This is a genomic window from Mucilaginibacter lappiensis (assembly GCF_900155965.1).
Taxonomy (GTDB): Bacteria; Bacteroidota; Bacteroidia; order Sphingobacteriales; family Sphingobacteriaceae; genus Mucilaginibacter; species Mucilaginibacter lappiensis.
Genome location: NZ_FTMG01000010.1, coordinates 47896 through 72507, shown reverse-complemented (window position 1 = coordinate 72507; position 24612 = coordinate 47896). Strand labels below are relative to the sequence as shown.

Sequence of the window (24612 nt, the reverse complement as noted above, 5' to 3'; positions counted from 1 at the left end):
AACACAGTGCGAAAACGACAACTTAGAGGGTGAATTCCGCCAAAACATATTTATCTTTATAAAAAGGAAATTCGATAATGAAAAAAGTGTCTGTTTATGTGCCCGAAAATGCAGCTATTGAGGCTGTAACCCCAGCCTACCGTTTATTTAAAACAGCCAATGATTTTTTAAAAGCATTTGATAAAAATTCTTTATTTGATGTGGAGTATGTTGGCTTAAAAGATTACATAGCTACCAACGACGGAGAATACTCCGTAAAAATAGACCGGCAAATAAAAGACATTAAGGAAACTGACCTGATCATCATACCTGCCGTTTTTGGCGATATCAACGAGGCCATAAAAGCAAATGAGCATGCAATTCCCTGGATAAAAAAAATGTACGGCAATGGTAGTGAAGTTGCAAGTTTATGTAATGGTGCTTTTTTGTTAGGAAAAACCGGCTTGGTAAATGGAAAAAAATGTTCTACACACTGGGCCTATTTTAATCAATTCCGGGAGATGTATCCGGAAGTAGAAATTGTAGATGGCGCTGTTATTACTGATGAAGGTAAAATTTATTCGAGTGGTGGTGCAAACTCGTTATGGAACTTGCTGCTTTATTTATTAGAAAAATACACCGATCGAAATACCGCTATTTTAGCCGCTAAATATTTTGCAATAGATATAGATCGAAATAGTCAGAGCGCTTTTACAATCTTTACCGGACAAAAAGATCACAATGATAAGGAGATCTTGCAAACACAAAACTACATCGAAAAAAGCTATCAGGATAAGCTAACTATTAATAGCCTGGCAGATAAAGTAGACATTAGTCAAAGGAGCTTTGAAAGAAGGTTTAAACTAGCTACCAATAATACGCCTGTTGAATATATGCAAAGAGTAAGAATTGAAGCCGCCAAACGTAGTTTTGAAAGCTCCAGAAAAAATGTATCGGAAGTGATGTTTGATGTTGGCTATAGCGATATGAAAGCATTCCGGGATATATTCAAAAGGGTTACGGGAATTACGCCCATTGAATACAGAAATAAGTATAGTAAAGTGGTAGTGGAGAAATGATATATAATGTCCGATAAGGACCTCTCGCAGAGAACCAAGAGTTACAGGCTGTTCACAGGCCCCTCAAGGTCCCCTTCAGAAGACTCAGAGGGGACGGAGGTGACAGATGCAAATTTAATTGTGGGCCGATTGCAAACTGCCGGGCCCTTTATTTTTATAGTTACCCAGCATTCACGCTTTGATTCATAAATCCGATAGAGCGGCTTTCCTGTTGTTTAACGGCTATGCCTTGTACAAATAACTGGCCTTCTTCTATTTTAAATTGCAGGCTGTGTTCATCAGGTTTAAAACCGTCTGCTTTCAGAGCTTCTTTAATTTTTTCAACTAGCTCTTTACGGTCAAATACCGGGCTGACCTTAATTTGATCATTAAGCGCTTCGAGCACGATACCTTCTGCCTTATATGAAAATAACTTCGATTCCATAGGATATTGTTTTAAGCTAAATATAATCAGATCCCTAAACTTTATGAGCCAATTAGATCAATAAATTATCTAATTTTCAATTAATCCTACCTATACATGGCACAAGGCCCCCTACCGTATATTTTGTGTTTTTATTATACAGCTATTTTACCAGTACTTACATGTCAGGTCTTTTATGTTTCAAGACAAGATGCTACAATAACCGAAAGCAACGAAATAATCATAAATACAATAGCATATATTTTAACTCCTGATTGGTATAAAAGTATAGCTGACCCCCAGAAAAATATTATTGAAAATATCTCCCGGTATGGCATCGGTAACCGGTGTGCCGAAAGCGGAGCAGCTAACACACTCCATATTCCTGCCGCTAATAAAGGTGTTCCGATCCCAAGCAAATAGGATAATATAATGGACCTGTGATTGTGAAAGCCCCAATATACCAATGAAACAATTGTACATATTTCAAGTAGAAACATTACACCTTTATTATATGATAAAATCTTATCCATGTATAAATTTCAATTAAACTAAGTTAAAAATTCACCTGACTTATCCGTTACGGCATTGCTATTTATAAGCCCCCTCAGGTTCCTTTCGGGAGACCCTGAGGGGACGAAAACCCGCCAAGCTTTATTTTCCTTTCGGGAAATAACCTTGAATAGAGGTTAGTACCTGTAGAAATCCTCCAAAAGGATAGCCTTTTTCTATGGTGAGTCTGAAAGTTTTATTGTTTACATCTCTCAAGATAATTTCAGTAAAATCTGCCAGTGTTTTGGAGCCACTCGCTCTTTCACCCGGCATATCCAAATTACTATAAACGAGTTCCGCGAGATTCATCATTCGCAAATCTTCCGAATTCATCGAAAGAACACGTTTGGTGGTTAACAAGGTCCCGTTTGAAGGGTCGAACCGGCAAACAATCAGCGGTATTTCATCTGTTTCGAGGTAATGTAACAACTCTTTATAATCATGCCTATTTTTATCTGTTATAATTTTTGTATAAAGACCTTCGCTTTTACTCGAACCAAACTTCTTTAATACAATAGGGATTCTTTTTTCGGTAATTCCCATGTTTTTTTTATTTAATGGTAGTTAATGCTTTATCAGCCCATGTCCGCTGCCATCATCAACCATCCCCAAACGAAAAAAGCCCGGCGATTGCCAGGCTTTTTTCATGTTCAGCGGTGAGGGAGGGATTCGAACCCTCGGTACAGTTTCCCGTACGTCAGTTTAGCAAACTGATCCTTTCGGCCTCTCAGGCACCTCACCGTGTTCTTTTCAATATGTTCCCCGTTTTTCGGGATTGCAAATATAGTAATTCATGTTTCCCGTCAAAAAAAAAGTTATATTTTTAATAATCTATCCGCACATGATAAATACTCATCAGCATCCGCTTAAAAATAGTTTTGATAGTTTCAATATCTTTTAAAGTTATATTACTGTCTTTCAGCTGGTTCTGATCCAACTTGTACTTCACTATCCGGTCAACCAAAATACTGATCGACTCTTCATCAGGCTCTTTTAAAGAGCGCGAAGCGGCCTCAACCGAGTCGGCAAGCATCAAAACACCCGCTTCTTTGGTGAAAGGGATGGGTCCCGGGTATCGGAAAATGTTCTCGTTGATGAATTTTTCGGGAAAGTTTTTTAATGACGACTGGTAAAAATAATCCACCCGGGTATTACCATGGTGGGTACGTATAAAATCGATAATCACCTCGGGCAGGTTGGCTTTACGCGCCATTTCGATACCCTTGCTTACGTGCCTGATGATGATCTGGGCACTCTCTTCATAAGGCAGCTTATCATGCGGATTAAAGCCCGAGCTTTGGTTTTCGATAAAAAACAGCGGGTTTTCCATTTTACCAATATCATGGTACAACGCCCCTGCCCTTACCAGCAAGGCATTACCGCCAATGGTATAAATGGCGTTTTCGGCCAGGTTAGCTACCTGTAACGAATGCTGAAAGGTACCCGGAGCGTTAAAGGCCAGTTCGCGCAGCAAAGGCGCATTGGTATTGGTGAGCTCGATGAGCGTAATATCCGACGTGATGGCAAATATCTTTTCAAAGATGTAAATAAGCGGATAAGCCAGCAGGGTAAGCAGCACGCTCACCACAAAAGGCAGAAAATCCATCCAGTCGATATCCAGGAAGGTGCCTTCGCGGATAAAGGTGATACCCAAAAAGGCCACAAAATACGTAAAGATGATAATGACCGCCGAAATCAGGAACTGCTCGCGCCTGATCAAGTTTTTGATACTATAGATAGATACCATACCGGCCGTGATCTCGTAATAAGCAAACTCAAAGCTGTTGGGTACAAAAAAGCCGGCGATGAGTACTACCAGCAAATGTATGTTAAGCGCCAAACGCGTATCAAACAAAATACGGATAATGATTGGCACGATGCAGTACGGTATATAATACAGGTTGGTAGGGAACTGCAGTTTAATAGCCAGCGACAAAGTGGCCAGCATGGCCGTCATTACCAATAATATTAAACTTACCAGGCGGTTATCGGCATAAATATCCTTACGAAAAAGATGCAGGAATATCATCAGCAAGGATATAGCTATACCTACCAGGAAAAACTGCCCCAACAGTACCAGTTTGCGGTTACCGTTGGTACGGGCATTATCCTCAAAAGCCTGTTTATATGATTCCAGCTTTTGATAAACATCATCATTAATCACCGAACCTTTGTAAACAATCACCTCCCCTTTCTGCACCATACCACGTGTGATCGATAAACCATCAATAGCCTCGTTGATGAGTCGCGAGGTTAAGTTATTATCATAGCTTAAATTGGTTTGCAGCCTGTTTTGCAGCATATCCAGCAAAAAAGCCTTATCCAGATCGGTATGTTTGCTCAGGATCTTGTCGCAATAAGCCAGGGCCTTTTCTTTGGTAAACAGTTCGTTGGTATTTTTGGCGGTGGCTACGTTTTTGTCTAAAACGGTGATGGGATAGTTTTCGGAATTTACCTGATATTGAGGGTTCAGCTTTAAAATACCGGTTTCATATATTTCCTGCAGCAGATCGGTACCAGTTGAAATGAATTTAGGTTTAAGCCTGTCATTAATACCTGCATTATGCCATTTAATCTCAATATCGCTTTTAAAACCTTCCAGCTGTTGATTTTCGACCGCAGCATCCAGCTGATAAATGGGGGTTATACTTTCTTTGGCTGTTTTCTGGTCGTTTTTGATCTCCTGTTGGGTTTTCAGGATAGCGAAGTTGTAAGGTGATATCAGGTCTTTTTGATTCCAGATACGGCCCTTTTCATACTCATAGCCAAATTTAGCCTGCTTGGGTAAAAAAAACACAATGATGCTAATGCTCAGCAACATCATTAAAAACTTAACGTTGCGCGAGTATTTACGCAATAAAGCCTTTTGGCGCGAAGTGGATAGTTTTGCCATTTATTTAATTAACCGCTCAAAAATAATATAAGTTTCTGTTATATGTGGCAAGAATCAAGAGCTAAGAGTTAGGACAAAAATACATGGAAGGTCTAATATATCTCAATAGGGCCAACCTTTAAAAAGTTGACAACCCAGAAGGATTATCTATTTTGGGAATCAAAGTTAATCTTATAAAGATGTGGATGAATCAAAAACAATGGTCAAAAGATCATTTATTCTAATTAACTATATTTAGCAGCTGATAGATAACCATATTTTTTACCTGCATTTACATTACTTTTGCGGAGATAATTAATACATTGTTTTATATTTTAATGCCAGTATCCGTTTAACCTTATTCACAATTAATGAAAAAATTACACATCATAGCGGTTATCGCGGTCATTTTTATCCTGCAATCCTGTGTATCTACAAAAATTGAGACCAACAAAGATGCTGGGTACAATCAAAAGCCGAAAAAGTTATATATGATCATTACGAATGCAAAAGATGGTAAAGCGTTTGGTCAGGATCTATATAATGGTTTAACGCTAAATTTCAAAACCAGAAATATAATTTGTGATGGCTTTGTACGCGATCCACTCTCTTTAAAAACTGAACAAGATATTGATAACGATATAAATACTTTTAATCCGGATGCACTCCTGCTTGTCAAAATGACAAAAATAACTATTATGAATGGTGCACCGGGAAGTGCCGTTTATGAACTTAGTTTAATTGAAGGAAAAGCAAAAAAAGTTGTGTGGAAAGGCAATCTTGATGTTTATGGGCCATTTTGGAACGTTAGTACGGTGAACAGTGCTATTAAAACAGTTATCAATAAAATGCAGGAAGATCAGCTTATAAATACCAACACTCAAATAAACACAATATCAAACGCCAGAGCATACTAAATGAAAAAGATTTTACTTTTAATGACGCTGATTTTGGTTTTACAATCATGTGCTACCGTAAACATGACCTCCAATAAGGATACCAGTTATACACGAAAGCCGAAAAAAATATTCATTGAAGCGAGGTGCAAAAAGGAAATGAACGCCTACTGTACAGTCCTTATAAATGGCTTAAAAATGGATCTGAAAGCAAAAACCGTAGAAACTGAATCACATGTATACAATGAGCTTTCTTTAGAAAGCGAGGAAAGCAGAATCCAGGAAATCAAAAATTACAATCCGGAAGCTATATTATTAATTCGGCAAACGGTTACGGGTATAGACAATGCATTCGAATTAACTTTGATAGACGCTACCTCCAAAAAGCCCGTTTGGAAAAGCGAAATAAGTACCTCGACCGGTACTTATGGCGACACCGATGAACTTGTTAGCAAAAGCCGAAAGGCCATTATAAGCAAATTCACGGCAGATGGGTTACTTTAATTTAATGGCGTTGCAGTGCAGTACGTTAAAAGTGACAATGCTTGGTTAAAGTGCTTCATATACAAAGGCAAATCATGTGCATTATAATTTGGCAATAACGGCTTAACCGTCGGGTTAATTCCCGGTATGTTAATTATGCTTTCACAAGCGGTATGCCAATACGCTCATCGTAAGGAGCCCGATCTCTAATGCATTTTAACAAGACTTTCTTGATTCTTACGTTTGGTTCCCTACCCTATTTTCTCGATCATCTTCTCATCTTGATTCTTGACTCTTGATTCTATTTTCATTTGCATTTATCAATTTTAATTTGATATCTTTATGATATCATTTTAAAATCATATTTATTATGCAAACCGAAAAAATTATCAACCCGCCATCAGGCTTTTTCGCACTGGTATTATTCGTGGCATCAATAGTTGTTGCTGCTATTTTCCTGGTGTCAATCCCAGCACTTTCAGGTATTCTGCTTTTTTTAGGCACAACGCTTATACTACCCGGCTGTATCATTGTAAATCCTAATGAGTCAAGAGTACTCACCCTTTTTGGCCAGTATACCGGTACGGTAAAAAAAGACGGCTATTTTTGGGTTAACCCATTTACTGCAAAAAAGAAAGTATCATTACGCGCCTTTAACCTTAACGGGCAACAGCTTAAGGTAAATGATAGCATTGGTAATCCCATTGAAATTGCCGCTGTAATTGTATGGCAGATCAAGGATACTGCCGCTGCCGTATTCGCAGTTGAAAACTATATCCAATACGTAAATATCCAAAGTGAGGCCGCGGTACGTCACCTGGCCAACTCCTTCCCCTATGATAATCTGGAGGACGAAACAGCCACCATCACCCTGCGTGGCGGTGCCGAACAGGTAAGTCTTTTATTAGAAAAAGAGTTGAACGAACGATTGGCCCGTGCCGGTATTGAAGTACTGGAGGCTCGTATATCGCACCTGGCCTACGCACCAGAGATAGCGCATTCTATGCTACAGGTTCAGCAGGCATCGGCCATTATAGCAGCCCGCAGGCTTATTGTGGAAGGCGCCGTAGGCATGGTTGAAATGGCACTGAATAAATTATCAGAAAAAAACATTGTAGAGCTTGACGAGGAACGTAAAGCCGCCATGGTAAGCAACCTGCTGGTGGTACTGTGTGGCGACCGCAGCGTAAACCCTGTAGTGAATACCGGAACATTATATCATTGATCATGAATAAGCTAAAAAATTTCGCCACGTTGAGAAGAACAGGAGGTTGATATGGCCGAAAAGAAAGCATTTATATTACGTGTTAATCCGGATGTATTGAAGGAGATAGAGACCTGGGGTGCCGAGGAGTTCCGAAGCACCAACGGCCAGATTGAATATCTGCTGCAACAGGCCCTGCTTGCCCGAAAAAAAACCACGAAGAAGAAAAAGGGATCTTTGGAGTAAGGATTTGGGGAACAAGGAGCAAGCATTTGTGCTTCCACCGTTGCTTGTGTCCTCGTTGACAGCCCGTCTGCGAGATTAGTATGTCATAGATTACATAATTAAAGCCAGCAGTATAAATTCAGTTAAAAATTGATGTGCCTGTATAGACCAGAAACCCCAATATATACCTATCTATCGGTATCTTTTAATTGAAAAACTATATATAGCTTTATGTAATTTATTTAAAACTTCATGACATGAAAAACTTATCTTTAGCACTGGTTCTTACGTTTTTTTCGTTACAAGGATTTTCTCAATTTAAAGTCGGCAAAACGCAAGATCAGGTAAAGGCCGATGAGGCAAAAAAGACGCCTGTCCTTATCGGCGCTAAGCGCGTAGCATTAACAGTAACATTTGGTCTGTTTCATATAGAGGAGGATAATTCTGAATTTCTGGAGTATCATACAACTACTAATTTTGTGAAAAGACTTGATTTCCCATCTGCTCAGGAAGAATCGGATTTTTACAAATACGTATTAGGTTTGTATGACAGTTTTAAAGACAATGAAGTAACGTTGGGTAAAACTACCATAGTTCCGCTTCGGAATAATCTACTGGGTGAAAACAGTCTTTTTTTCGAAATCCACCCCGATCCCGACAATAAACGTTATATACTCACCACACTCTCGCTAGGCAAAAAAGGATGGGTAAAGCTTTTCGAAAAATCGAGGATCCAAAGTTTAAAATGATGTGATAACTTAACTTAAATAAAGATCAGACGCTTGAACTGGCGCAGCGTTCAACTTTGTATATTCCCGCTAATTTCGTATATTTATATCAGCACCAGCCCGGTTCATTATATAAAATGAACCGGGCTGTTTTGTTAAAGATAAAACAAGGCCAAAAAACCATCATTTTATATACAATCATTTGAATATCAATAATTTAATACTTTTTAAAGTTTTAAAAACTGCCTAAAACCGTGTTAAAATTTGTTAAAAAGTGTTAAAATGAGGTTTTTTCAAGCAGTTTTAGAGTGATTTTCACTCCATTCGACCAGAAATTTGTTAAAATTTAAGGTTTAAAAAGTTTTTTACAGCTAAATACAGGCTGGCAAAGACTCCCCCACAACCGACCTGCCAAGTGGTATATACCAAAAAATAAAACTAAAAAATCACCATTGTAATTATTATGCATGCATAGCTTTTTCCTTTCAGCAAAATAATTAAATTTGCCGCACCAATTTAATGAGGGACACATGAAAGAAGTAGTAATAGTGGCTGCCACTCGCACGCCTATCGGCAGCTTTGGAGGCAGTTTAGCCGCCCTGAGCGCCACACAACTGGGTGCTTTAGCCATCAAATCAGCAATCGAAAAATCGGGCCTCAAACCCGACCAGATACAGGAAGTTTATATGGGCAATGTGCTATCGGCCAATTTGGGGCAGGCACCTGCTACCCAGGCAGCTATATTTGCCGGTCTGCCTTATTTGCCTGCCACTACCGTAAATAAAGTATGTGCCTCGGGTATGAAAGCCATTATGCTGGCTGCCCAAAGCATCGCCATAGGTCAAAATGATATTGTGGTTGCTGGTGGTATGGAGAGCATGAGTAATGTACCTTATTACCTGGATAAGGCCCGCAATGGCTACCGTCTGGGTAACGGTCAAATTATCGACGGACTGATAAAAGATGGCCTCTGGGATGTTTATAACGACTACCATATGGGCTCGGCCGCTGAATTATGTGCTACCGACTGTAATATCAGTCGCGAGGAGCAGGATGCCTTCGCTATTGAATCCTACAACCGGGCTCAAAAAGCGCAGGCTGCAGGCAAATTCAAGGACGAAATAACCCCTGTGGAACTTAAAGATAAAAAAGGCGATGTCACTTTATTTGCCGAGGATGAAGAACCCAAAGCAGTAAAGTTTGAGAAAATACCTTCCTTAAAACCCGTATTTAAAAAGGATGGTACCGTAACAGCCGCCAACGCATCTACCTTAAATGATGGTGCAGCGGCCCTGGTACTCATGAGCAAAGAAAAAGCAGATGAGCTGGGTATTAAACCATTAGCCCAAATAATATCCCATGCCGATGCGCAGCAGGCCCCGGAATGGTTTACTACTGCCCCATCCAAAGCTATACCATTGGCTCTACACCGTGCAGGTTTATCTGCAGATGAGATAGACTTTTTTGAGATCAACGAAGCCTTCTCTGTAGTATCTATAGCCAACAACCAGCTTTTAAAGCTCGATCCGGCTAAAGTTAACGTTAACGGGGGCGCTGTTTCATTGGGTCATCCGCTGGGTGCTTCGGGAGCGCGTATCATAGTTACCTTACTCTCTGTTTTACAGCAAAATAAAGGCAAGTACGGCGCCGCTGGAATTTGTAATGGCGGCGGTGGCGCCAGCGCAATGGTTATTGAAAATTTACGTTAAATTAAATAAACTGGCTGCTGAACTACAAGTTACAACGGCTATTAGGATAAATTATTAATTTAGCGGCAACATTATGTTAATTTTTAATTACCCGGTATGGTAGCTAGGCGCTTGTTTCTATTCGTAATCTCTCTGTTTATTTGCAGCCAGACTTTTGGTCAGCACTCGGACGAGAGCTCACGCATAAAACAATTAAATATTTACCAGGATAGCCTTGCTTCGCTAGGAAAAAAAATAGTGAATGATGAAAACGACCTGGAACGTAAAAATGCTAACTATCAGTTTATTAAAACACTGGTAAGCGCTCTTAAAATCAACAATTCGTTCCTTTTTCCTTTTGATTCGGTTAAAAGCATCAGCATTTTGAATTCGCCCGATAACCGTTTCCGCATCATGAGCTGGCATGTGATGAACCTAGATGGCAGTTATCGTTTTTATGGTACTATCCAGCTTAATAGTGGCGGCCCTCTCAAAATGTTCCCGTTGGAAGATTATTCACCCCTGCTCAAAAACCCGGAAGATTCGGTGACCGACAACCGAAAATGGTATGGGGCCCAGTATTATAAAATCATCCCGGTTTATGCGCAAAAGCCATATTATGTGCTGCTTGGTTGGAAGGGCAATACTGTAAAATCGACCAAAAAAGTATTAGAGATACTGTCTTTTAATAGTGGTGATAAGCCATCCTTCGGAATGCCTGTTTTTGATGGTAACGGCAAAAGCCGCAAACGGGTAATATTTGAATACACCCGCCAGGTATCCATGCTGCTGCGTTACATATCAGACCAAAATCTGGTTGTATTTGACCATTTGGCCCCGCCTGATAAAAAAATGAAGGATCAACCCGAAACATTTGGCCCTGATTTGACCTACGATGGTTATAAGCTAAAGAATGGCCGTTGGGTATATATAGAAAACCTGGATATGCGCAACATCCCCAGTAATAGTGATGCTGAATACGTGGACCCTAAAAAACAGGCCGTAAAAGACAAGAGCCTGATACATTCCAATTAAATGTTTATACCCTGCAAAAATTACTACATCAAAATAATAAACTTATAAATTGTAACACCTTTGGTATAAGACCCTGAATAACAAGAATTATACTATTTTTAACAAACTTTAAATAATGCAAGAAAATCCTGCCGTAAAGGCTACCTCAAAATCCAGATTCCCCAGGAGTGTCCCTTATATTATCGGCAACGAAGCTGCTGAACGTTTCAGCTTTTATGGCATGCGTTCTGTATTGACGCTTTTTTTGGTAAACCAGTTTTTTAATCCCAATCATATTGTTGCTTTAACGGATGTTGCCAATGCCAAAGCCAATAAGCTACACCACCTATTTGTGATGGTGGCCTACGCTTTGCCATTTGTAGGCGGCATGATTGCCGATTGGTTTACAGGCAAATACAAACTTATTTTATATGTATCGATAATTTACTGTTTTGGGCATTTAATGCTGGCCATGTTCGATGGTGGCCTTGGTGGCTTTGAATTAGGATTACTTGTAGTAGCAATTGGCGCCGGCGGCATTAAATCATGCGTATCTGCTAATGTGGGCGATCAGTTTGATGCTACCAACCAGGATCTGCTTTCGAAAGTTTACGGCTGGTTTTATTTCAGTATCAATGCCGGCTCTATGATTTCAACCGTTGCTATTCCATGGACTTATGAGCACTTTGGCCCTAGGTGGGCTTTTGGTATTCCCGGTTTACTGATGGCGCTGGCTACCATCATATTTTTTTCGGGCCGTAAAAAATACGTAAAGGTTCCTCCACAAGGCGTTAATCGCAATAACCTGGTATTTATAACCTGGTATGCCCTAACTCATTCAGGTCAACGCAAACCTGGCCAATCCTTGCTTGATGTTGCCAAAGGTTCGTATGACCCCGAACGTGTTGAAGGTGTGAAAGCAGTATACCGGGTTATGTCGGTATTCTTTTTCGCACTGGCATTTTGGGCTGTTTGGGATCAATGCTTGTCTGAGTGGACCCTATATGCCGATAGAATGGATCGTGTAATTAACCTTGGTTTTACCTCGTTCACAGTGCTGCCTGGTCAGTTATCAACTGTTAATACGGTGTTCCTTCTTTTATTCATTCCATTTTTCAACTATGTAGTATATCCATGGTTTGACAAAATTGGTCTAAAAACAACCCCGTTGCGAAGACTTGGTGTCGGCCTGATTTTAACAGCTTTATCATTCGTGGTAATCGGCATAATACACACCAGTCTGGATCATGGCGGTAAACCTACCATCTGGTGGCAGGTGTTTGCGTTTATGATACTTTCAGCAGCCGAAGTGCTTGTATCTATCACCGGCCTGGAGTACGCTTATACACACTCCCCAAAATCAATGAAAAGTACCATGACCGGTATCTGGTTCCTGGTTGTATCTTTCGGTAATTTGATAACCGCGCTTGTTAATGGATTAATAGAAGACGGTGGCTGGTGGACACGTAACCTTAAAGGTGCAAACTATGAGTGGTTCTTTGTCATTTTTATTTGCGTATTTATCCTGGTATTTCTTTTTGTTGCACCACGGTTAAAAGAACGTAACTACATCACTGATCCTTACGTAGATAACCAAGTTATTGCAGATAGTACTAACTTATAAAGTTCAACGATATTATAAAGCAGTTAAGTAACAATATTATTTAACTGCTTTATTTATTTTAAAACCGGGTTTAAATCAATTATTTTTGCCTTTTGTTTACCTGATATTTTTTAAGTGCCGGATAGCATTGTTATAATACCCACCTATAATGAAAAGGAAAATATTGAGCGGATGATACGCAAAGTGTTTTCCCTGCCTCATGATTTTCATCTACTCATCATTGATGATGGATCGCCAGATGGCACTAATCTCATCGTTAAAGAATTGATGAACACCTACCCAGAGCGCCTTTTTATGGAAGAGCGGGCGGGAAAACAGGGCCTCGGCACGGCCTATATACATGGCTTTAAATGGGCCATTGCGCGCCATTACGATTATATTTTTGAAATGGATGCCGATTTTTCGCATAACCCTGATGATCTGCTTAAACTTCGCCAGGCTTGTATTGATGGTGCCGATGCAGCTATTGGTTCACGATACAGCAATGGCGTAAATGTGGTAAACTGGCCTATGAGTCGCGTGCTGATGAGCTATTTTGCATCGGTATATGTAAGGTTCATTACGGGTATTGATGTACGTGATTCTACAGCAGGTTTTATGTGTTACAAACGTAAAGTACTGGAAACCGTAAGGCTTGATAAAATAAAATTTGTGGGTTATGCCTTCCAGATCGAGATGAAATACACCAGTATCAAGCACGGCTTTAAATTGGTTGAAGTACCTATCATCTTTACTGATAGAACAGCTGGCACCTCCAAAATGTCAACCGGGATATTCAAAGAAGCGTTTTTCGGGGTGATACAAATGAAGATCAACAGTATTTTCAGGAAATACCCGGAAGGATGATATTGATTTCGGATTTGGGATGTTCGATTTCGGATTTATTTTGATGTACCGTTCTCAATTTTGATCTCTAATTGTTACAAGTCTGACTATATAACGAGTCTGTAACAATCCCGATAAAAATTCTTTAATTCCGAAATCGAAAATCCGAATTCCGAAATAAAAAAGCTAATTTCGTTGGCAATGAACGAGCATCTTGACCCCGGAGCAGAAAAATTGACCAATACTGAGCGTGATATTGAAAAGGTGTTGCGTCCGCAGCAATTTGAAGATTTTACCGGTCAGCATAAAATATTAGCCAACTTAAAAGTTTTTGTGCAAGCCGCCCGTCAACGTGGCGAGGCGCTTGATCACGTTTTACTGCATGGCCCTCCCGGTTTGGGTAAAACTACCCTGTCGTACATTATCGCTAACGAAATGAGCGTAGGTATCAAGATCACTTCAGGACCGGTGCTGGATAAACCCGGCGATCTTGCCGGTCTACTTACCAATCTGGAAACTGGCGACATTTTGTTTATCGATGAAATACATCGCTTAAGTCCGCTGGTGGAGGAGTATTTATACTCGGCCATGGAAGATTTTAAGATAGATATTATGCTGGAGAGCGGCCCCAACGCCCGCTCGGTGCAAATATCGCTTAACCCTTTTACTTTGGTAGGTGCTACTACGCGCTCCGGTCTGCTTACGGCGCCCTTAAGAGCCCGCTTTGGTATTAATTCCCGATTGGAGTATTATGATGCCAAGCTGCTTACTACTATTGTGCTGCGCTCGGCATCTATCCTCAAAACCCCCATTTCTGATGAAGGAGCTTACGAAATAGCCCGCCGTAGCCGCGGCACCCCACGTATTGCAAATGCTTTGCTGCGCCGCACACGTGATTTTGCCCAAATCAAAGGCAATGGTAACATTGATACTGACATAGCCCAATATGCCCTGAACGCCCTTAATGTGGATGAACACGGACTGGATGAGATGGACAATAAGATACTTGTCACCATTATTGATAAGTTTAAAGGTGGCCCGGTAGGCTTAAAAACCATTGCTACCGCGGTAGGTGAAGATGAAGGCACTATTGAAGAAGTATATGAACCCTTTTTGATACAGGAAGGCTTTTTGATGCGAACTGCCCGTGGGCGCGAGGCTACAGAAAGTGCTTATAAACATTTAGGCAAAATAAAACTGGGCGGCAATCCATCCTTATTTTAGTAAACCAACAAACCTACTATAGCAAACCATGAGAACACAAACCAAACAAAGCTTCAGGTTTTATTGCAAAATGCTTTTAGCTATTGTTGCTATTTTAACGATTTACACTGTTGATACGCAGGCTCAGATCGCCTCAGTTGACTCTCTGGCCAAGATCAAAGCAGCAGATAGTTTGGCTACGCGCCGCTTGGCTACCGGTACTAAAGTAGGTATTGCCGGGTTGAACCATGACCATATACACTTGATATTGAATGAATATCGGCATGGAAACGTGAACATTGTGGGCATAGCTGAGCCTGATAAAAAGCTATGGCAAAAGTTTGGTAAAATATATAACCTGCCCGATTCCCTGTTTTTTGAAGATCTGAAAACCATGTGCCTCAAACGTAAACCCACCATTGTACTGGGTTATAACGCGGTAGGTAAACATATTGATATTGTAGAAACCTGCGCCCCTTTGGGTATATCTGTAATGGTTGAAAAACCTCTGGCAGCAACCCTTGACCAGGCCAAACGCATGGAATTTTTGGCGCTTAAATATTATATTAACCTGCTAACCAATTACGAAACCACCTGGTATCCATCAGTACAAAGCGCCTACAATACGGTAAAAACCGATAGCATAGGCGTAATCCGTAAAATGGTTTTTCATGATGGCCACCAGGGCCCGCGGGAAATTGGCTGTAGCGAGGATTTTTTAAGCTGGTTAACCGATCCAGAACTTAACGGAGCCGGAGCCTTAAATGACTTTGGCTGCTATGGTGCCGATATGATGACCTGGTTCATGCAGGGCCAACGACCCATCGCTGTAACTGCCATCGCCCGTCATTATAAACCATCGGTATATCCCAAGGTAGAAGATGATGCTACCATTATAGTAGAATACCCAAATGCCACCGGAATGATTGAGGCATCATGGAACTGGCCTTTCAGCATCAAGGATATGGAAATATTCGGGGCCAAAGGTTATATCCACACTTTTGATCCGGATAAGGTTCAGATACGCATTAACAATGACGTAAAAGAATTTAAAGCACCTCCGCTTCCAGTGATGGAAAGTGCCCCTGTGCCTTATTTTACCGCGGCACTTAAAAACCCTATCAAAGTACGCAATGACCGTTCATCATTAAAATACAACATGATTGTGATGCAGATATTGGATGCCGCCAAAAGATCCATTAAAGAAGGCAAAAGGATAGTTTTATAACTTCAGGCTGAATATTTGTTAATATAATTGTAAACCTGCACATTTATAATATTAATTTCGCCGTTAATAATTCATCTATAATCATTGCTATCTTATGTTAAAAAAAGCTTTTGTGTGGTTAACCGTTTGTGCACTAGGCGCAATGTCATGCCAATCTAAACCTACTGATAAAACAGCTGCCGCTGCTGATAAAAATGCGGAAACCCCTGCCGCCACACCCGGCGGAAAAATCGACAATGCCGCTATCATGGCCCGTAAACAAGTGCCTGTTGTGTGCTATCACCAGATACGTGATTGGAAAGCTACCGATTCAAAAAACGCTAAAGATTACATTATACAAATAGCCGCTTTTAAAGAACATATCAAATTGCTGGCCGATAGCGGATATCATACTATCCTGCCCGATCAATTATATGCCTATCTGACTACTGGTGCTCCCCTGCCTAAAAAACCTATTATGCTAACGTTTGATGATACCGATCTGGATCAGTTCACCATTGCAAACCCAACGCTAAAAAAATACGGCTTTAAGGCTGTTTATTTTGTAATGACCGTATCTATTGGTCGCCCGCATTACATGACCGCCGACATGGTTAAAAAACTATCAGACGAGGGCAACGTGATTGGTTCACATACCTGGGATCATCACCGGGTTGACAAATACTCACATAATTCTACGCTGAAGATCATTGGTAAAAATGGCAAAATAACTACCCGCCCGGTTGATGATTGGGTTACTCAGATAGACAAGCCCACCAAAAAGCTGGAAGAAATTACTGGTAAAAAGATAGATTATTTTGCTTATCCGTTTGGAGTATGGAAAAAACCTGTTTTACCAGAGTTTCAAAAAAGAGGGTTTAAGATCGCTTTCCAACTGGCTGACAAGCGCGATCCGGATTATCCATTAATGACCGTTAGAAGAATATTAGACAGCGGCTACTGGAGCACCAAAACATTTGGTAACAGCGTAAGAAATAGCTTTTAGTCCATCGTATTAAACCTTTATCATGTTAAAATCACTGGCATTAGTAATTCTTGTTTCAGGCATAGTTGCGTGCCAGTCAAATTCAACTGATAAAGCGGCGGTGGTTTCACAATCGGCTGCAAAACCAGCAGTATCAACAGGGATAACTCCTCTTGATACTGCTGCTATCATGAGACGGAAACAAATACCTGTTTTGTGCTATCACCAGATACGTGACTGGCGTTCTACTGATTCAAAAAGCGCTAAGGATGATATTGTACAGATAGCGGCATTTAAAGAGCATATTAAAATGCTGGCCGATCAGGGATATCATAGCATATTGCCCGATCAACTGTATGATTACCTCACCACGGGTGCACCACTGCCATCCAAACCCATCATGTTTACTTTTGATGATACGGATCTCGATCAGTTTACTATCGCTGCTCCGGAATTAAAAAAGTACAATTTTAAAGCCGTTTATTTTATCATGACGGTTTCCATCGGTCGGCCGCATTATATGACCAAAGCGCAGATCAAACAACTATCTGATGAGGGGAATATTATTGGCAGCCATACCTGGGATCATCATCCCTTTACCAAACTTAGTGGTAAGGACTGGGAAATTCAGTTAGATAAACCCACTAAAAAACTGGAAGAGATAACCGGGAAACCAATTAAGTATTTTGCCTATCCTTTTGGTCTATGGAACAAAGAAGGCTTGCCAGAGTTGCATAAAAGAGGTTTTAAGGCTGCTTTTCAATTGTCGACCAAGCGTTACCCTACAGATCCGCTCATGACTATCAGAAGGATCATAGACAGCGGACATTGGAACTCAAAGAATCTGTTGAGTAACGTTCAGCGGGATTTTTAATCTATTTTCCGGTAACCCATTTCACGGCCTCATCCAGTTGCTCTAAAGGATAACCTTTATACTGGCCCGGAATAATGTATTTAAACAGGTGACTAAATTCCCGTACACCTTTTTGGTCGGTTACGATAGCTAACTTGTGCCATCGCAAAAAGTATTTCAGGCCAATTTCGATGTTTCCGCACCATGCCCCCGCTGTAAAGTTTTGAATATTGGTTTCCAAAACTAATAAGAAATTAATCTTCCCTGTTGTTTTAACCTGCTCCTGGAGCAGTGGTAAAAGGGCTTTCTCATAATCGTTAATGGTTACCTCACCAACTGCATGCATACCTAACACATGTGTAGGCAAATAATTCATGTGTTCAAGCATCTTCAAATATTTATAGCAATAGTTACAAATACCACACCAATAATTAAAAATGAGGTATTTTTTATTAAAATATTATAACTAAAAGCATTTTATTAATAACAGATAGCTAAACAGCTTGGATTTATGAATTTTATTTTATACTATCTTTGCATCAATGACGCAAAACAGGACGATATATAGTCAATTGATCAAAAACGAGGCTCAAAAGCTTGGTTTCTTGTTTTGTGGTATTTCCAAAGCCGAGTTTTTGGAAGATGAGGCGCCACGATTAGAGTCATGGTTAAAAAAGAATATGCATGGCGAAATGCAGTACATGGAAAACCATTTTGATAAACGGCTTGACCCGCGCTTGTTGGTTGATGGCGCCAAATCGGTCATATCATTAGGTATTAATTACTACACTAATAATAAACAGAACGATCCTGACGCTCCCAAAATATCAAAATACGCCTACGGAATTGACTATCATACCATCATAAAAGACAAATTAAGGCAGCTTTTACAGATCATCAATGAAAAAATAGGCGAGGTTGGCGGCCGTGTATTTGTTGATTCGGCACCGGTTTTAGATAAGGCCTGGGCAAAAAAGGCAGGTATGGGCTGGATAGGCAAAAACTCCAACCTATTAAATAAAAAAGCCGGTTCTTTCTTTTTTTTGGCTGAGCTGATTATCGATCTGGAACTGGAGTATGACATCGCTCCCACGATGGATCATTGCGGTACCTGTACCAATTGTATTGATGCCTGCCCTACCGATGCTATTGTTGGCCCATACGTGGTTGATGGCAGCCGTTGTATCTCCTACCTCACTATTGAACTTAAAAATGAGATTCCTGCAGAGTTCAAGGGCAAAATGGATAACTGGATGTTTGGCTGTGATGTTTGCCAGGATGTATGTCCATGGAACCGGTTCTCCATATTGAACAGTGAGCCGGCCTTCAACCCACACCCCGAACTACTCCACCTAAAAGCTGATGACTGGCAGGATATAACACAGGATGTTTTTCAAAAAGTATTTAAAAACTCCGCTGTAAAACGCACCAAATTTACTGGTCTTAAAAGGAATATTGAATTCCTGAAGGAGATATGAGAACAATTGCCAATCAGAATAATTGTTTTAAATTCCTAACAAAAAGGCCTTACAGGTTAACTGCAAGGCCTTTTTTGTATAAATACAAATGATTTAATATGAGATTATGTTGTCTCAAATCTCATATCTAACGTCTCAAATCTAATCTACCCTTTTTTAAACTTCAAAGCTAATTGCTGTAACATGTCGTTATCAACAGGCTTTGCGGGTTCTTCCTTCTTTTTAAAAGGTTTAGGTGGATATTGTGTCCGGGTATGATCTGGTTTGGTGAATTCTTTTTTAGGGTAATCTGCCTTTGAGGCATCCGTTTTGGGAGCTTGTTGGTCTGGCTTGGATTGGGTTGCAGCTTTAGCCTGGCGCTCAGCCGCTTTTTTGCCACTCCAACGGGTGTATATTTCTTCAAGCTTTCTTTTGGTGTATAACGGAAAATCGCCCTGCATCATCCAGGAATAATAGCTTGGTTCTACATTAAATACATCCTCCACACGTTTACCTTTATGCTTGCCAAAATTAATCAGCTCCTCGCCTTGTTCGTTAAAAACCATACGACCGGCAAAATCAACGGGTTTACTCAAATTGGTAAAATTATGAAGCGCCTCTACATCACCCACAACCGGTACACTGATGTTACCTTTCTTATCTTCCCACTGTATATTTTCGTAACGCTCTATTTGTGCCAATAATACCTCCATAGTGGCGCGGGTATCGGCTTCAGCAGAGTGGGCGTTCTCAATGGTTTTATGACAGTAAAACTGATAGGCTGCTTTCAATGTACGCTGCTCCATCTGGTGAAATATATTTTGCACATCTACAAAATGGCGTTCATCCAGGCTAAATGATACTCCTGCACGTAAAAACTCCTCCATCAGCATCGGTATATCAAACTTATTGGAATTATAACCGGCTAAATCACTTTCACCTATAAATTCTGCTACCGCCTGTCCTATCTCTTTAAACAGCAGCTCGTCCTTAATGTGCTCGTCATAGATACCATGTACCAATGATGATTCTAAAGGAATAGGCATGCCTGGATTAACACGCCAGGTTTTTACCTCTTCGCTGCCATCCGGATTTAGTTTTATTACAGAAATTTCAACTATCCGATCGGAACCAATATTGGTACCGGTTGTTTCGAGGTCGAAAAAAGCAAGGGGGCGTTTTAAATTTAATTTCATTTTAAAAGTATCAATAGTAGATGGTACAAAGGTCGCAAATGTCCTAAAAAGAATCAGCAGAATAAATTTTTTAATTTATTTAATATAAACGTTTTATTTTTAATTTAATACCTTCCTATTTTATCACAGTATTACATGAAGAAACTTTTACTTATTACTCTTTTATCCTTTGGTCTACAACACCTTTCAATTGCACAAGACTTTAAAGAAGGCTTTGTACAAGAGGAGGTTGATATGAAAAAGTATGACAAAGATACTGCTGCTCACGCGGTATTTTTAAATGAATTTGGCAATTCAAGAATGGATGTAACCTCCGACGATCGCATCGGCCTCATTTATAACTACCATGCTAAAATAAAAATATTCGATAATAAAGGCTTTTCCAGCGGTACTATTGAAATACCTGTACATAATGGAGACAATGTAACCGAAGAGGTTACCGACATTAGCGGCACCACTTATTACAAAGATGATAACGGCCTGATGCAAAAACTGGACCTTGATCCTAAAAAGATATTCAAGGTAAAAGATTACAAATATCAAAGTACAATTAAATTTGCGCTACCTGGTCTGCGTCCGGGTTGTGTTATTGAGTTCAGGTACAGGCTTACCTCTCCTTTTTGGGACAACTTTCGTAAATGGGAGTTTCAGGACGACATACCCAAAATCTATTCTCAGTATGAGGTTCATATACCCGGCTTCTGGACATTCAACGCGTCATTAAGAGGCCCCTACAAGCTCACAAAAAACTCCTCCGAACTGGAGCGGGAATGCTTTACCTCCCATGGCTCAAAAAGCGACTGCTCGCACCTGGTTTATGGTATGAAAGATATCCCTGCTTTTGTGGAGGAAGATTATATGACTTCTCCAAAGAACTTTTTATCGGCTATATATTTTGAACTTGTGGAGTGGACTAATCCATACACCGGCGCTAAAACCCGTGAAACTAAGGAATGGAAAGACATAGACCACCAGCTTAAGATTGAGGACGGATTCGGGTCGCAATTGAAGCGAAAAGACCTGATGAAGGAACGCATGGACCCCATTATAGCCGGCAAAACCACTGAAATGGATAAGGCAACGGCCATTTATGCTTACCTGCAAAAATGGTACAAATGGAATGATTATATTGGCATATCCAGCTCCGATGGCATTAAACGCGCTATGGACGCCCATACCGGCAGCATTGCCGATATCAATCTTACTTTAATTACCGCGTTAAATGCAGCAGGTATTAATACCGAAGCTGTATTGCTATCAACCCGTGAACATGGCAACATCAATACACTGTATCCTGTGATCAGTGATTTCAATTATGTAGTAGCCAAAGCAAACATTGATGGAAAATCCTATTATCTGGACGCAAGCGACCCGCTATTATCTTTTGGAGTGCTCCCGCTTAAGTGCCTTAATGATAAGGGCCGTGTAATAAGTTTGGACAAACCCTCCTACTGGGTTGAACTCAGTACCTTACAAAAAACCAGCGAAATTCATACCCTTGACCTCACTTTGCTTGATAACGGAAAAATTAAAGGCACCATTACCAATTACTACAACGGCTATAAAGCTTATACACAACGCAAAGCGATTAAAAAATTCAATTCAGTTGATGAATATATAGAGGACCTTGACGGAAAACTACCCAAAATAAAAATATTAAAATCAAACATCAGCAACCTGGATAGCCTTAACCAACCCCTGGGCGAAATATTTGAAGTTGAAATAGATGCGTATGATAATATGAACAAGGCCCGCCTGGTATTTAATCCTTTTTTTTGGGAAAAAAGAACCACTAACCCCTTTAAACTTGCCGAACGTGATTACCCGGTTGACTGGGGTATGGCGAGCGACAACCGGCTTGTATTAAATATGCACCTGCCTGCGCAATACGTTATAGAAACTCCACCTCAGGTGGTGGCTTTTGCTTTACCTAATAGTGGGGGTATGTTTGTTACCAATTTTGACAGCCACGATAATGAGTTTACTTTTTCAAACATGACCCGGTTTACCAAAGCTATTTATACCCCCGAAGAATATCCTTACCTTAAAGAATTATATAACAAGATCGTCCTTACGGAAAAAACGGATATGGTCTTCAAGAAAAAATAATGAAGAATTGTTTATTGCTGCTTTTTTTATCCATCATAAGCATCGTCGCCAGTGCCCAGGAGAACTATGATGTATCTCTTATCTCCAAAGACCTGCTTCCTTATGCCAGCGCAGTGGTACGCAATAATGAGGTGAGCGTTGAAGTGAAAGACTATGACAATACCCTTTATCATATTAAAACCGCAGTTACCATTTTAAATAAAAATGGTAATAATATAGCCGACATAGTGGTTTGGCATAATAAAAGCCGTGTAATAAAAAGCATTAAAGGCATAGTTTACAATCAATTTGGCAAGCAGGTTAATAAGTTTTCGGAAAGTGACTTTGAGGATGTGAACGCGCAGGATGGGTTTTCCTTATTTCAGGATTTAAAGGTAAAACATTACAATCCTGCGGTAACTGATTATCCCTATACCATTGTTTATGAATATGAAGTAAAATCAAAACAGTCGCTTAATTTTAGTGACTGGGAACCCAACTCAACTACAGGGCAAGCCGTCGAAAAAAGTTCGTATACCTTTAGCTGTAAACCCGATTTTAACATCCGGTACAAAGAGATCAATATGCCGGCTAAAGTAGTTATCGGCACCAATAAAGATGGCTATAAAACCTATACATGGCAGGTTAATAACCTAAAAGCCATTAAGGATGAACCTTATAGCCCTAATGAAGATAAATACCTGAGCAGTGTTAAAATAGCTCCCGAAAAGTTTAGTTACGAGGGTATCACTGGATCATTCAGCAACTGGAAGGAGATGGGAAAATGGATATATGATAAGCTACTGGCCAGCCGTCTGCAGGTACCCGGCGCTACCGCATCTTACATGAAACAACTAACCGATAGTATCACAAACCCCAAATTAAAAGCCCAAAAGATATATGAATATATGCAGGGTAAAACCCATTATATAAGCGTGCAGGTAGGTATTGGAGGATATCAGCCATTTTTGGCAGCCGATGTAGATCAGCAAAACTATGGTGATTGTAAGGCACTCGTAAACTATACGCAGGCATTATTTAAAACTGTAAATATCGACTCTTACTATTGTATTGTGGAAGCCGGTAGTCGTAAACAGAGCCCATTAAATGATTTTGCCAGCATGAATCAGTTTGATCATGTTATTTTATGCCTGCCCTTTAAAAATGATACCACTTTTTTAGAATGTACCAGTCAGAAAATACCTTTCGGCTTTTTGAGTGATTTTACAGACGACCGCACCGTATTAGCCTGTACTCCGGAAGGTGGTAAATTGCTGCACACCCCCAAATATACTGCCTCAAATAACCTGCAACAACGTAAAGCGACCTTCGTTTTAGATACGCAAGGCAATTTATCGGGACAAATGCAAACTATTTTTAAAGGCACTCAATATGATAACCGTGAAGGGATAATTGAAGAAGCACCCAAAGAGCGGATAAAAAATCTGCAGAAAGAGTACGCCATAAACAATATGGATATTGAAAAGGTCGACTTTAAACAAGATAAAAGTCTGCACCCCATAACTACCGAAACCATTAAATTGAGCGCCGGAGAATACGGATCTGTAAATGATGGAAAAATAACCTTCCTGGCCAATGCTACCAACAGAAGCCACAACGTTCCGCGCGAAATACGTAACCGGCGTCACGAAGTGTATATTAACCGGGGCTATACCGATGAGGATGAGATTGTTTATACACTACCGGCAGGCTATCATATTGATTTGCGCCCTACTGATGTTTCCATTAACAAACCATTCGGTAAATTTTCGGCAACCATCATGGTAAAAGGGAACGAACTGGTTTACAAACGCCATGTGCAACTGATTGACGGTACTTACAGTAAGGATATTTACCAGAATCTGATTGATTTTTTTCAGGCCATTGTAGAGAGCGACGACAACAATGTTACCCTGGCTAAAGGTAACTAAATATCACAATGCCAAGTATAATGCCGATGATCATGACCAGGTAAAGTAATATCTCGTTTCCTGCAAAACGCTTATATTTAGTCCAGAAGGAGTAATTCTCTTTTTGATCTGACATAACAC

The 24612-nt window shown here is 40.2% G+C and carries 25 protein-coding genes and 1 tRNA gene; 17 read left to right on the top strand and 9 right to left on the bottom strand.

All coding sequences use genetic code 11. The annotated features are described in order from the left end of the window. Positions 1 to 77: 77 nt before the first annotated feature. Positions 78 to 1058 carry a GlxA family transcriptional regulator gene (locus BW976_RS18310; RefSeq protein WP_076375101.1) on the top strand — a complete coding sequence of 327 codons (981 nt, stop codon included), beginning with the start codon at positions 78 to 80 and terminating at the stop codon, positions 1056 to 1058. 160 nt (positions 1059 to 1218) lie between these two features. On the opposite strand, the gene BW976_RS18305 is transcribed toward BW976_RS18310, so the two are convergent. From BW976_RS18305 to BW976_RS18285, 5 genes are all read right to left on the bottom strand, one after another. After that, entirely contained in the window at positions 1219 to 1482 is a 264-nt protein-coding gene (locus tag BW976_RS18305; protein ID WP_076375099.1) for a hypothetical protein, read from the bottom strand. A gap of 173 nt (positions 1483 to 1655) precedes the next feature. After that, positions 1656 to 1961, bottom strand: a complete 306-nt coding sequence (locus BW976_RS30080; protein ID WP_394333028.1) for a YrdB family protein — start codon at positions 1959 to 1961, stop codon at positions 1656 to 1658. A 154-nt stretch (positions 1962 to 2115) separates the two neighbouring features. Continuing rightward, a complete protein-coding gene (locus BW976_RS18295; protein ID WP_076375095.1) occupies positions 2116 to 2556 on the bottom strand; it encodes a hypothetical protein in 441 nt (146 codons plus the stop codon). Between the two features lie 111 nt (positions 2557 to 2667). Continuing rightward, a tRNA-Ser gene (locus tag BW976_RS18290) sits at positions 2668 to 2754 on the bottom strand. Between the two features lie 82 nt (positions 2755 to 2836). Then, a complete protein-coding gene (locus BW976_RS18285; RefSeq protein ID WP_076375093.1) occupies positions 2837 to 4906 on the bottom strand; it encodes an HD family phosphohydrolase in 2070 nt (689 codons plus the stop codon). Positions 4907 to 5256: 350 nt separating this feature from the next. On the opposite strand from BW976_RS18285, the gene BW976_RS18280 reads away from it, so the two are divergent. The 12 genes from BW976_RS18280 (at position 5257) to BW976_RS18225 (ending at position 16988) form a co-directional block, all read left to right on the top strand. Then, on the top strand, positions 5257 to 5802 hold the full coding sequence (locus tag BW976_RS18280; RefSeq protein ID WP_076375091.1) for a hypothetical protein: 546 nt from the start codon (positions 5257 to 5259) through the stop codon (positions 5800 to 5802). After that, on the top strand, positions 5803 to 6285 hold the full coding sequence (locus tag BW976_RS18275; RefSeq protein ID WP_139332337.1) for a hypothetical protein: 483 nt from the start codon (positions 5803 to 5805) through the stop codon (positions 6283 to 6285). It abuts the gene before it with no gap. Positions 6286 to 6634: 349 nt separating this feature from the next. Beyond that, complete coding sequence (locus BW976_RS18270) at positions 6635 to 7489, top strand: SPFH domain-containing protein (RefSeq protein WP_076375087.1); 855 nt, start codon at positions 6635 to 6637, stop codon at positions 7487 to 7489. A gap of 51 nt (positions 7490 to 7540) precedes the next feature. After that, positions 7541 to 7714 (top strand): type II toxin-antitoxin system antitoxin, encoded by a 174-nt coding sequence (locus BW976_RS18265; protein WP_076375085.1) that lies wholly within the window; start codon positions 7541 to 7543, stop codon positions 7712 to 7714. Positions 7715 to 7950: 236 nt separating this feature from the next. Next, positions 7951 to 8442 carry a hypothetical protein gene (locus tag BW976_RS18260; RefSeq protein ID WP_076375083.1) on the top strand — a complete coding sequence of 164 codons (492 nt, stop codon included), beginning with the start codon at positions 7951 to 7953 and terminating at the stop codon, positions 8440 to 8442. Positions 8443 to 8951: 509 nt separating this feature from the next. Then, positions 8952 to 10130 carry an acetyl-CoA C-acyltransferase gene (locus tag BW976_RS18255; RefSeq protein WP_076375081.1) on the top strand — a complete coding sequence of 393 codons (1179 nt, stop codon included), beginning with the start codon at positions 8952 to 8954 and terminating at the stop codon, positions 10128 to 10130. 96 nt (positions 10131 to 10226) lie between these two features. Further along, the gene (locus tag BW976_RS18250) at positions 10227 to 11144 is read left to right on the top strand and encodes a hypothetical protein (protein WP_084192261.1); all 918 of its coding nucleotides are present in this window, start codon (positions 10227 to 10229) and stop codon (positions 11142 to 11144) included. Between the two features lie 115 nt (positions 11145 to 11259). Then, entirely contained in the window at positions 11260 to 12747 is a 1488-nt protein-coding gene (locus BW976_RS18245; RefSeq protein WP_076375079.1) for a POT-type proton-dependent oligopeptide transporter, read from the top strand. Positions 12748 to 12861: 114 nt separating this feature from the next. Further along, positions 12862 to 13593: a polyprenol monophosphomannose synthase gene (locus BW976_RS18240; RefSeq protein WP_076375077.1), complete on the top strand. Its 732-nt coding sequence runs from the start codon at positions 12862 to 12864 to the stop codon at positions 13591 to 13593. 180 nt (positions 13594 to 13773) lie between these two features. After that, on the top strand, positions 13774 to 14796 hold the full coding sequence (gene ruvB, locus BW976_RS18235) for a Holliday junction branch migration DNA helicase RuvB (protein ID WP_076375075.1): 1023 nt from the start codon (positions 13774 to 13776) through the stop codon (positions 14794 to 14796). A 28-nt stretch (positions 14797 to 14824) separates the two neighbouring features. Further along, positions 14825 to 16003, top strand: a complete 1179-nt coding sequence (locus tag BW976_RS18230) for a Gfo/Idh/MocA family protein (protein WP_217696276.1) — start codon at positions 14825 to 14827, stop codon at positions 16001 to 16003. Between the two features lie 94 nt (positions 16004 to 16097). Further along, entirely contained in the window at positions 16098 to 16988 is an 891-nt protein-coding gene (locus BW976_RS18225) for a polysaccharide deacetylase family protein (protein WP_076375073.1), read from the top strand. A gap of 9 nt (positions 16989 to 16997) precedes the next feature. Here BW976_RS18225 and BW976_RS29945 read toward each other — a convergent pair whose 3' ends face one another. Continuing rightward, positions 16998 to 17159 (bottom strand): hypothetical protein, encoded by a 162-nt coding sequence (locus BW976_RS29945; protein ID WP_317042949.1) that lies wholly within the window; start codon positions 17157 to 17159, stop codon positions 16998 to 17000. Here BW976_RS29945 and BW976_RS18220 point away from each other — a divergent pair. Then, positions 17158 to 17841, top strand: coding sequence for a polysaccharide deacetylase family protein (locus tag BW976_RS18220; RefSeq protein ID WP_317042948.1), 684 nt, complete (start codon positions 17158 to 17160; stop codon positions 17839 to 17841). The genes BW976_RS29945 and BW976_RS18220 overlap by 2 nt on opposite strands. Position 17842: 1 nt before the next feature. On the opposite strand, the gene BW976_RS18215 is transcribed toward BW976_RS18220, so the two are convergent. Next, positions 17843 to 18208, bottom strand: a complete 366-nt coding sequence (locus tag BW976_RS18215; protein WP_076375069.1) for a SpoIIAA family protein — start codon at positions 18206 to 18208, stop codon at positions 17843 to 17845. A 154-nt stretch (positions 18209 to 18362) separates the two neighbouring features. On the opposite strand from BW976_RS18215, the gene queG reads away from it, so the two are divergent. Further along, complete coding sequence (queG, locus tag BW976_RS18210; protein WP_076375067.1) at positions 18363 to 19298, top strand: tRNA epoxyqueuosine(34) reductase QueG; 936 nt, start codon at positions 18363 to 18365, stop codon at positions 19296 to 19298. 146 nt (positions 19299 to 19444) lie between these two features. Here queG and BW976_RS18205 read toward each other — a convergent pair whose 3' ends face one another. After that, the gene (locus BW976_RS18205) at positions 19445 to 20473 is read right to left on the bottom strand and encodes a 3'-5' exonuclease (protein ID WP_076375065.1); all 1029 of its coding nucleotides are present in this window, start codon (positions 20471 to 20473) and stop codon (positions 19445 to 19447) included. A gap of 135 nt (positions 20474 to 20608) precedes the next feature. Here BW976_RS18205 and BW976_RS18200 point away from each other — a divergent pair, with 135 nt between their 5' ends. Both BW976_RS18200 and BW976_RS18195 read left to right on the top strand, forming a co-directional pair. After that, positions 20609 to 22582 (top strand): DUF3857 domain-containing protein, encoded by a 1974-nt coding sequence (locus BW976_RS18200; RefSeq protein WP_076375063.1) that lies wholly within the window; start codon positions 20609 to 20611, stop codon positions 22580 to 22582. Next, positions 22582 to 24492: a DUF3857 domain-containing protein gene (locus BW976_RS18195; RefSeq protein ID WP_076375061.1), complete on the top strand. Its 1911-nt coding sequence runs from the start codon at positions 22582 to 22584 to the stop codon at positions 24490 to 24492. Before BW976_RS18200 ends, BW976_RS18195 begins: the two co-directional genes overlap by 1 nt. Here the strand turns inward: BW976_RS18195 and BW976_RS29900 are convergent. Then, on the bottom strand, positions 24479 to 24607 hold the full coding sequence (locus tag BW976_RS29900) for a hypothetical protein (protein WP_256367780.1): 129 nt from the start codon (positions 24605 to 24607) through the stop codon (positions 24479 to 24481). The two genes, BW976_RS18195 and BW976_RS29900, sit on opposite strands and share 14 nt — an antisense overlap. Positions 24608 to 24612: the final 5 nt, after the last annotated feature.

Excerpts from the sequence above, each read along its gene's own strand:
- BW976_RS18310 (WP_076375101.1), top strand. The coding sequence starts at position 78 with ATGAAAAAAGTGTCTGTTTATGTGCCCGAAAATGCAGCTATTGAGGCT.
- BW976_RS18305 (WP_076375099.1), bottom strand. The coding sequence starts at position 1,482 with ATGGAATCGAAGTTATTTTCATATAAGGCAGAAGGTATCGTGCTCGAA.
- BW976_RS30080 (WP_394333028.1), bottom strand. The coding sequence starts at position 1,961 with ATGTTTCTACTTGAAATATGTACAATTGTTTCATTGGTATATTGGGGC.
- BW976_RS18295 (WP_076375095.1), bottom strand. The coding sequence starts at position 2,556 with ATGGGAATTACCGAAAAAAGAATCCCTATTGTATTAAAGAAGTTTGGT.
- BW976_RS18285 (WP_076375093.1), bottom strand. The coding sequence starts at position 4,906 with ATGGCAAAACTATCCACTTCGCGCCAAAAGGCTTTATTGCGTAAATAC.
- BW976_RS18280 (WP_076375091.1), top strand. The coding sequence starts at position 5,257 with ATGAAAAAATTACACATCATAGCGGTTATCGCGGTCATTTTTATCCTG.
- BW976_RS18275 (WP_139332337.1), top strand. The coding sequence starts at position 5,803 with ATGAAAAAGATTTTACTTTTAATGACGCTGATTTTGGTTTTACAATCA.
- BW976_RS18270 (WP_076375087.1), top strand. The coding sequence starts at position 6,635 with ATGCAAACCGAAAAAATTATCAACCCGCCATCAGGCTTTTTCGCACTG.
- BW976_RS18265 (WP_076375085.1), top strand. The coding sequence starts at position 7,541 with ATGGCCGAAAAGAAAGCATTTATATTACGTGTTAATCCGGATGTATTG.
- BW976_RS18260 (WP_076375083.1), top strand. The coding sequence starts at position 7,951 with ATGAAAAACTTATCTTTAGCACTGGTTCTTACGTTTTTTTCGTTACAA.
- BW976_RS18255 (WP_076375081.1), top strand. The coding sequence starts at position 8,952 with ATGAAAGAAGTAGTAATAGTGGCTGCCACTCGCACGCCTATCGGCAGC.
- BW976_RS18250 (WP_084192261.1), top strand. The coding sequence starts at position 10,227 with ATGGTAGCTAGGCGCTTGTTTCTATTCGTAATCTCTCTGTTTATTTGC.
- BW976_RS18245 (WP_076375079.1), top strand. The coding sequence starts at position 11,260 with ATGCAAGAAAATCCTGCCGTAAAGGCTACCTCAAAATCCAGATTCCCC.
- ruvB (WP_076375075.1), top strand. The coding sequence starts at position 13,774 with ATGAACGAGCATCTTGACCCCGGAGCAGAAAAATTGACCAATACTGAG.
- BW976_RS18230 (WP_217696276.1), top strand. The coding sequence starts at position 14,825 with ATGAGAACACAAACCAAACAAAGCTTCAGGTTTTATTGCAAAATGCTT.
- BW976_RS18225 (WP_076375073.1), top strand. The coding sequence starts at position 16,098 with ATGTTAAAAAAAGCTTTTGTGTGGTTAACCGTTTGTGCACTAGGCGCA.
- BW976_RS18220 (WP_317042948.1), top strand. The coding sequence starts at position 17,158 with ATGAGACGGAAACAAATACCTGTTTTGTGCTATCACCAGATACGTGAC.
- BW976_RS29945 (WP_317042949.1), bottom strand. The coding sequence starts at position 17,159 with ATGATAGCAGCAGTATCAAGAGGAGTTATCCCTGTTGATACTGCTGGT.
- BW976_RS18215 (WP_076375069.1), bottom strand. The coding sequence starts at position 18,208 with ATGCTTGAACACATGAATTATTTGCCTACACATGTGTTAGGTATGCAT.
- queG (WP_076375067.1), top strand. The coding sequence starts at position 18,363 with ATGACGCAAAACAGGACGATATATAGTCAATTGATCAAAAACGAGGCT.
- BW976_RS18205 (WP_076375065.1), bottom strand. The coding sequence starts at position 20,473 with ATGAAATTAAATTTAAAACGCCCCCTTGCTTTTTTCGACCTCGAAACA.
- BW976_RS18200 (WP_076375063.1), top strand. The coding sequence starts at position 20,609 with ATGAAGAAACTTTTACTTATTACTCTTTTATCCTTTGGTCTACAACAC.
- BW976_RS18195 (WP_076375061.1), top strand. The coding sequence starts at position 22,582 with ATGAAGAATTGTTTATTGCTGCTTTTTTTATCCATCATAAGCATCGTC.
- BW976_RS29900 (WP_256367780.1), bottom strand. The coding sequence starts at position 24,607 with ATGTCAGATCAAAAAGAGAATTACTCCTTCTGGACTAAATATAAGCGT.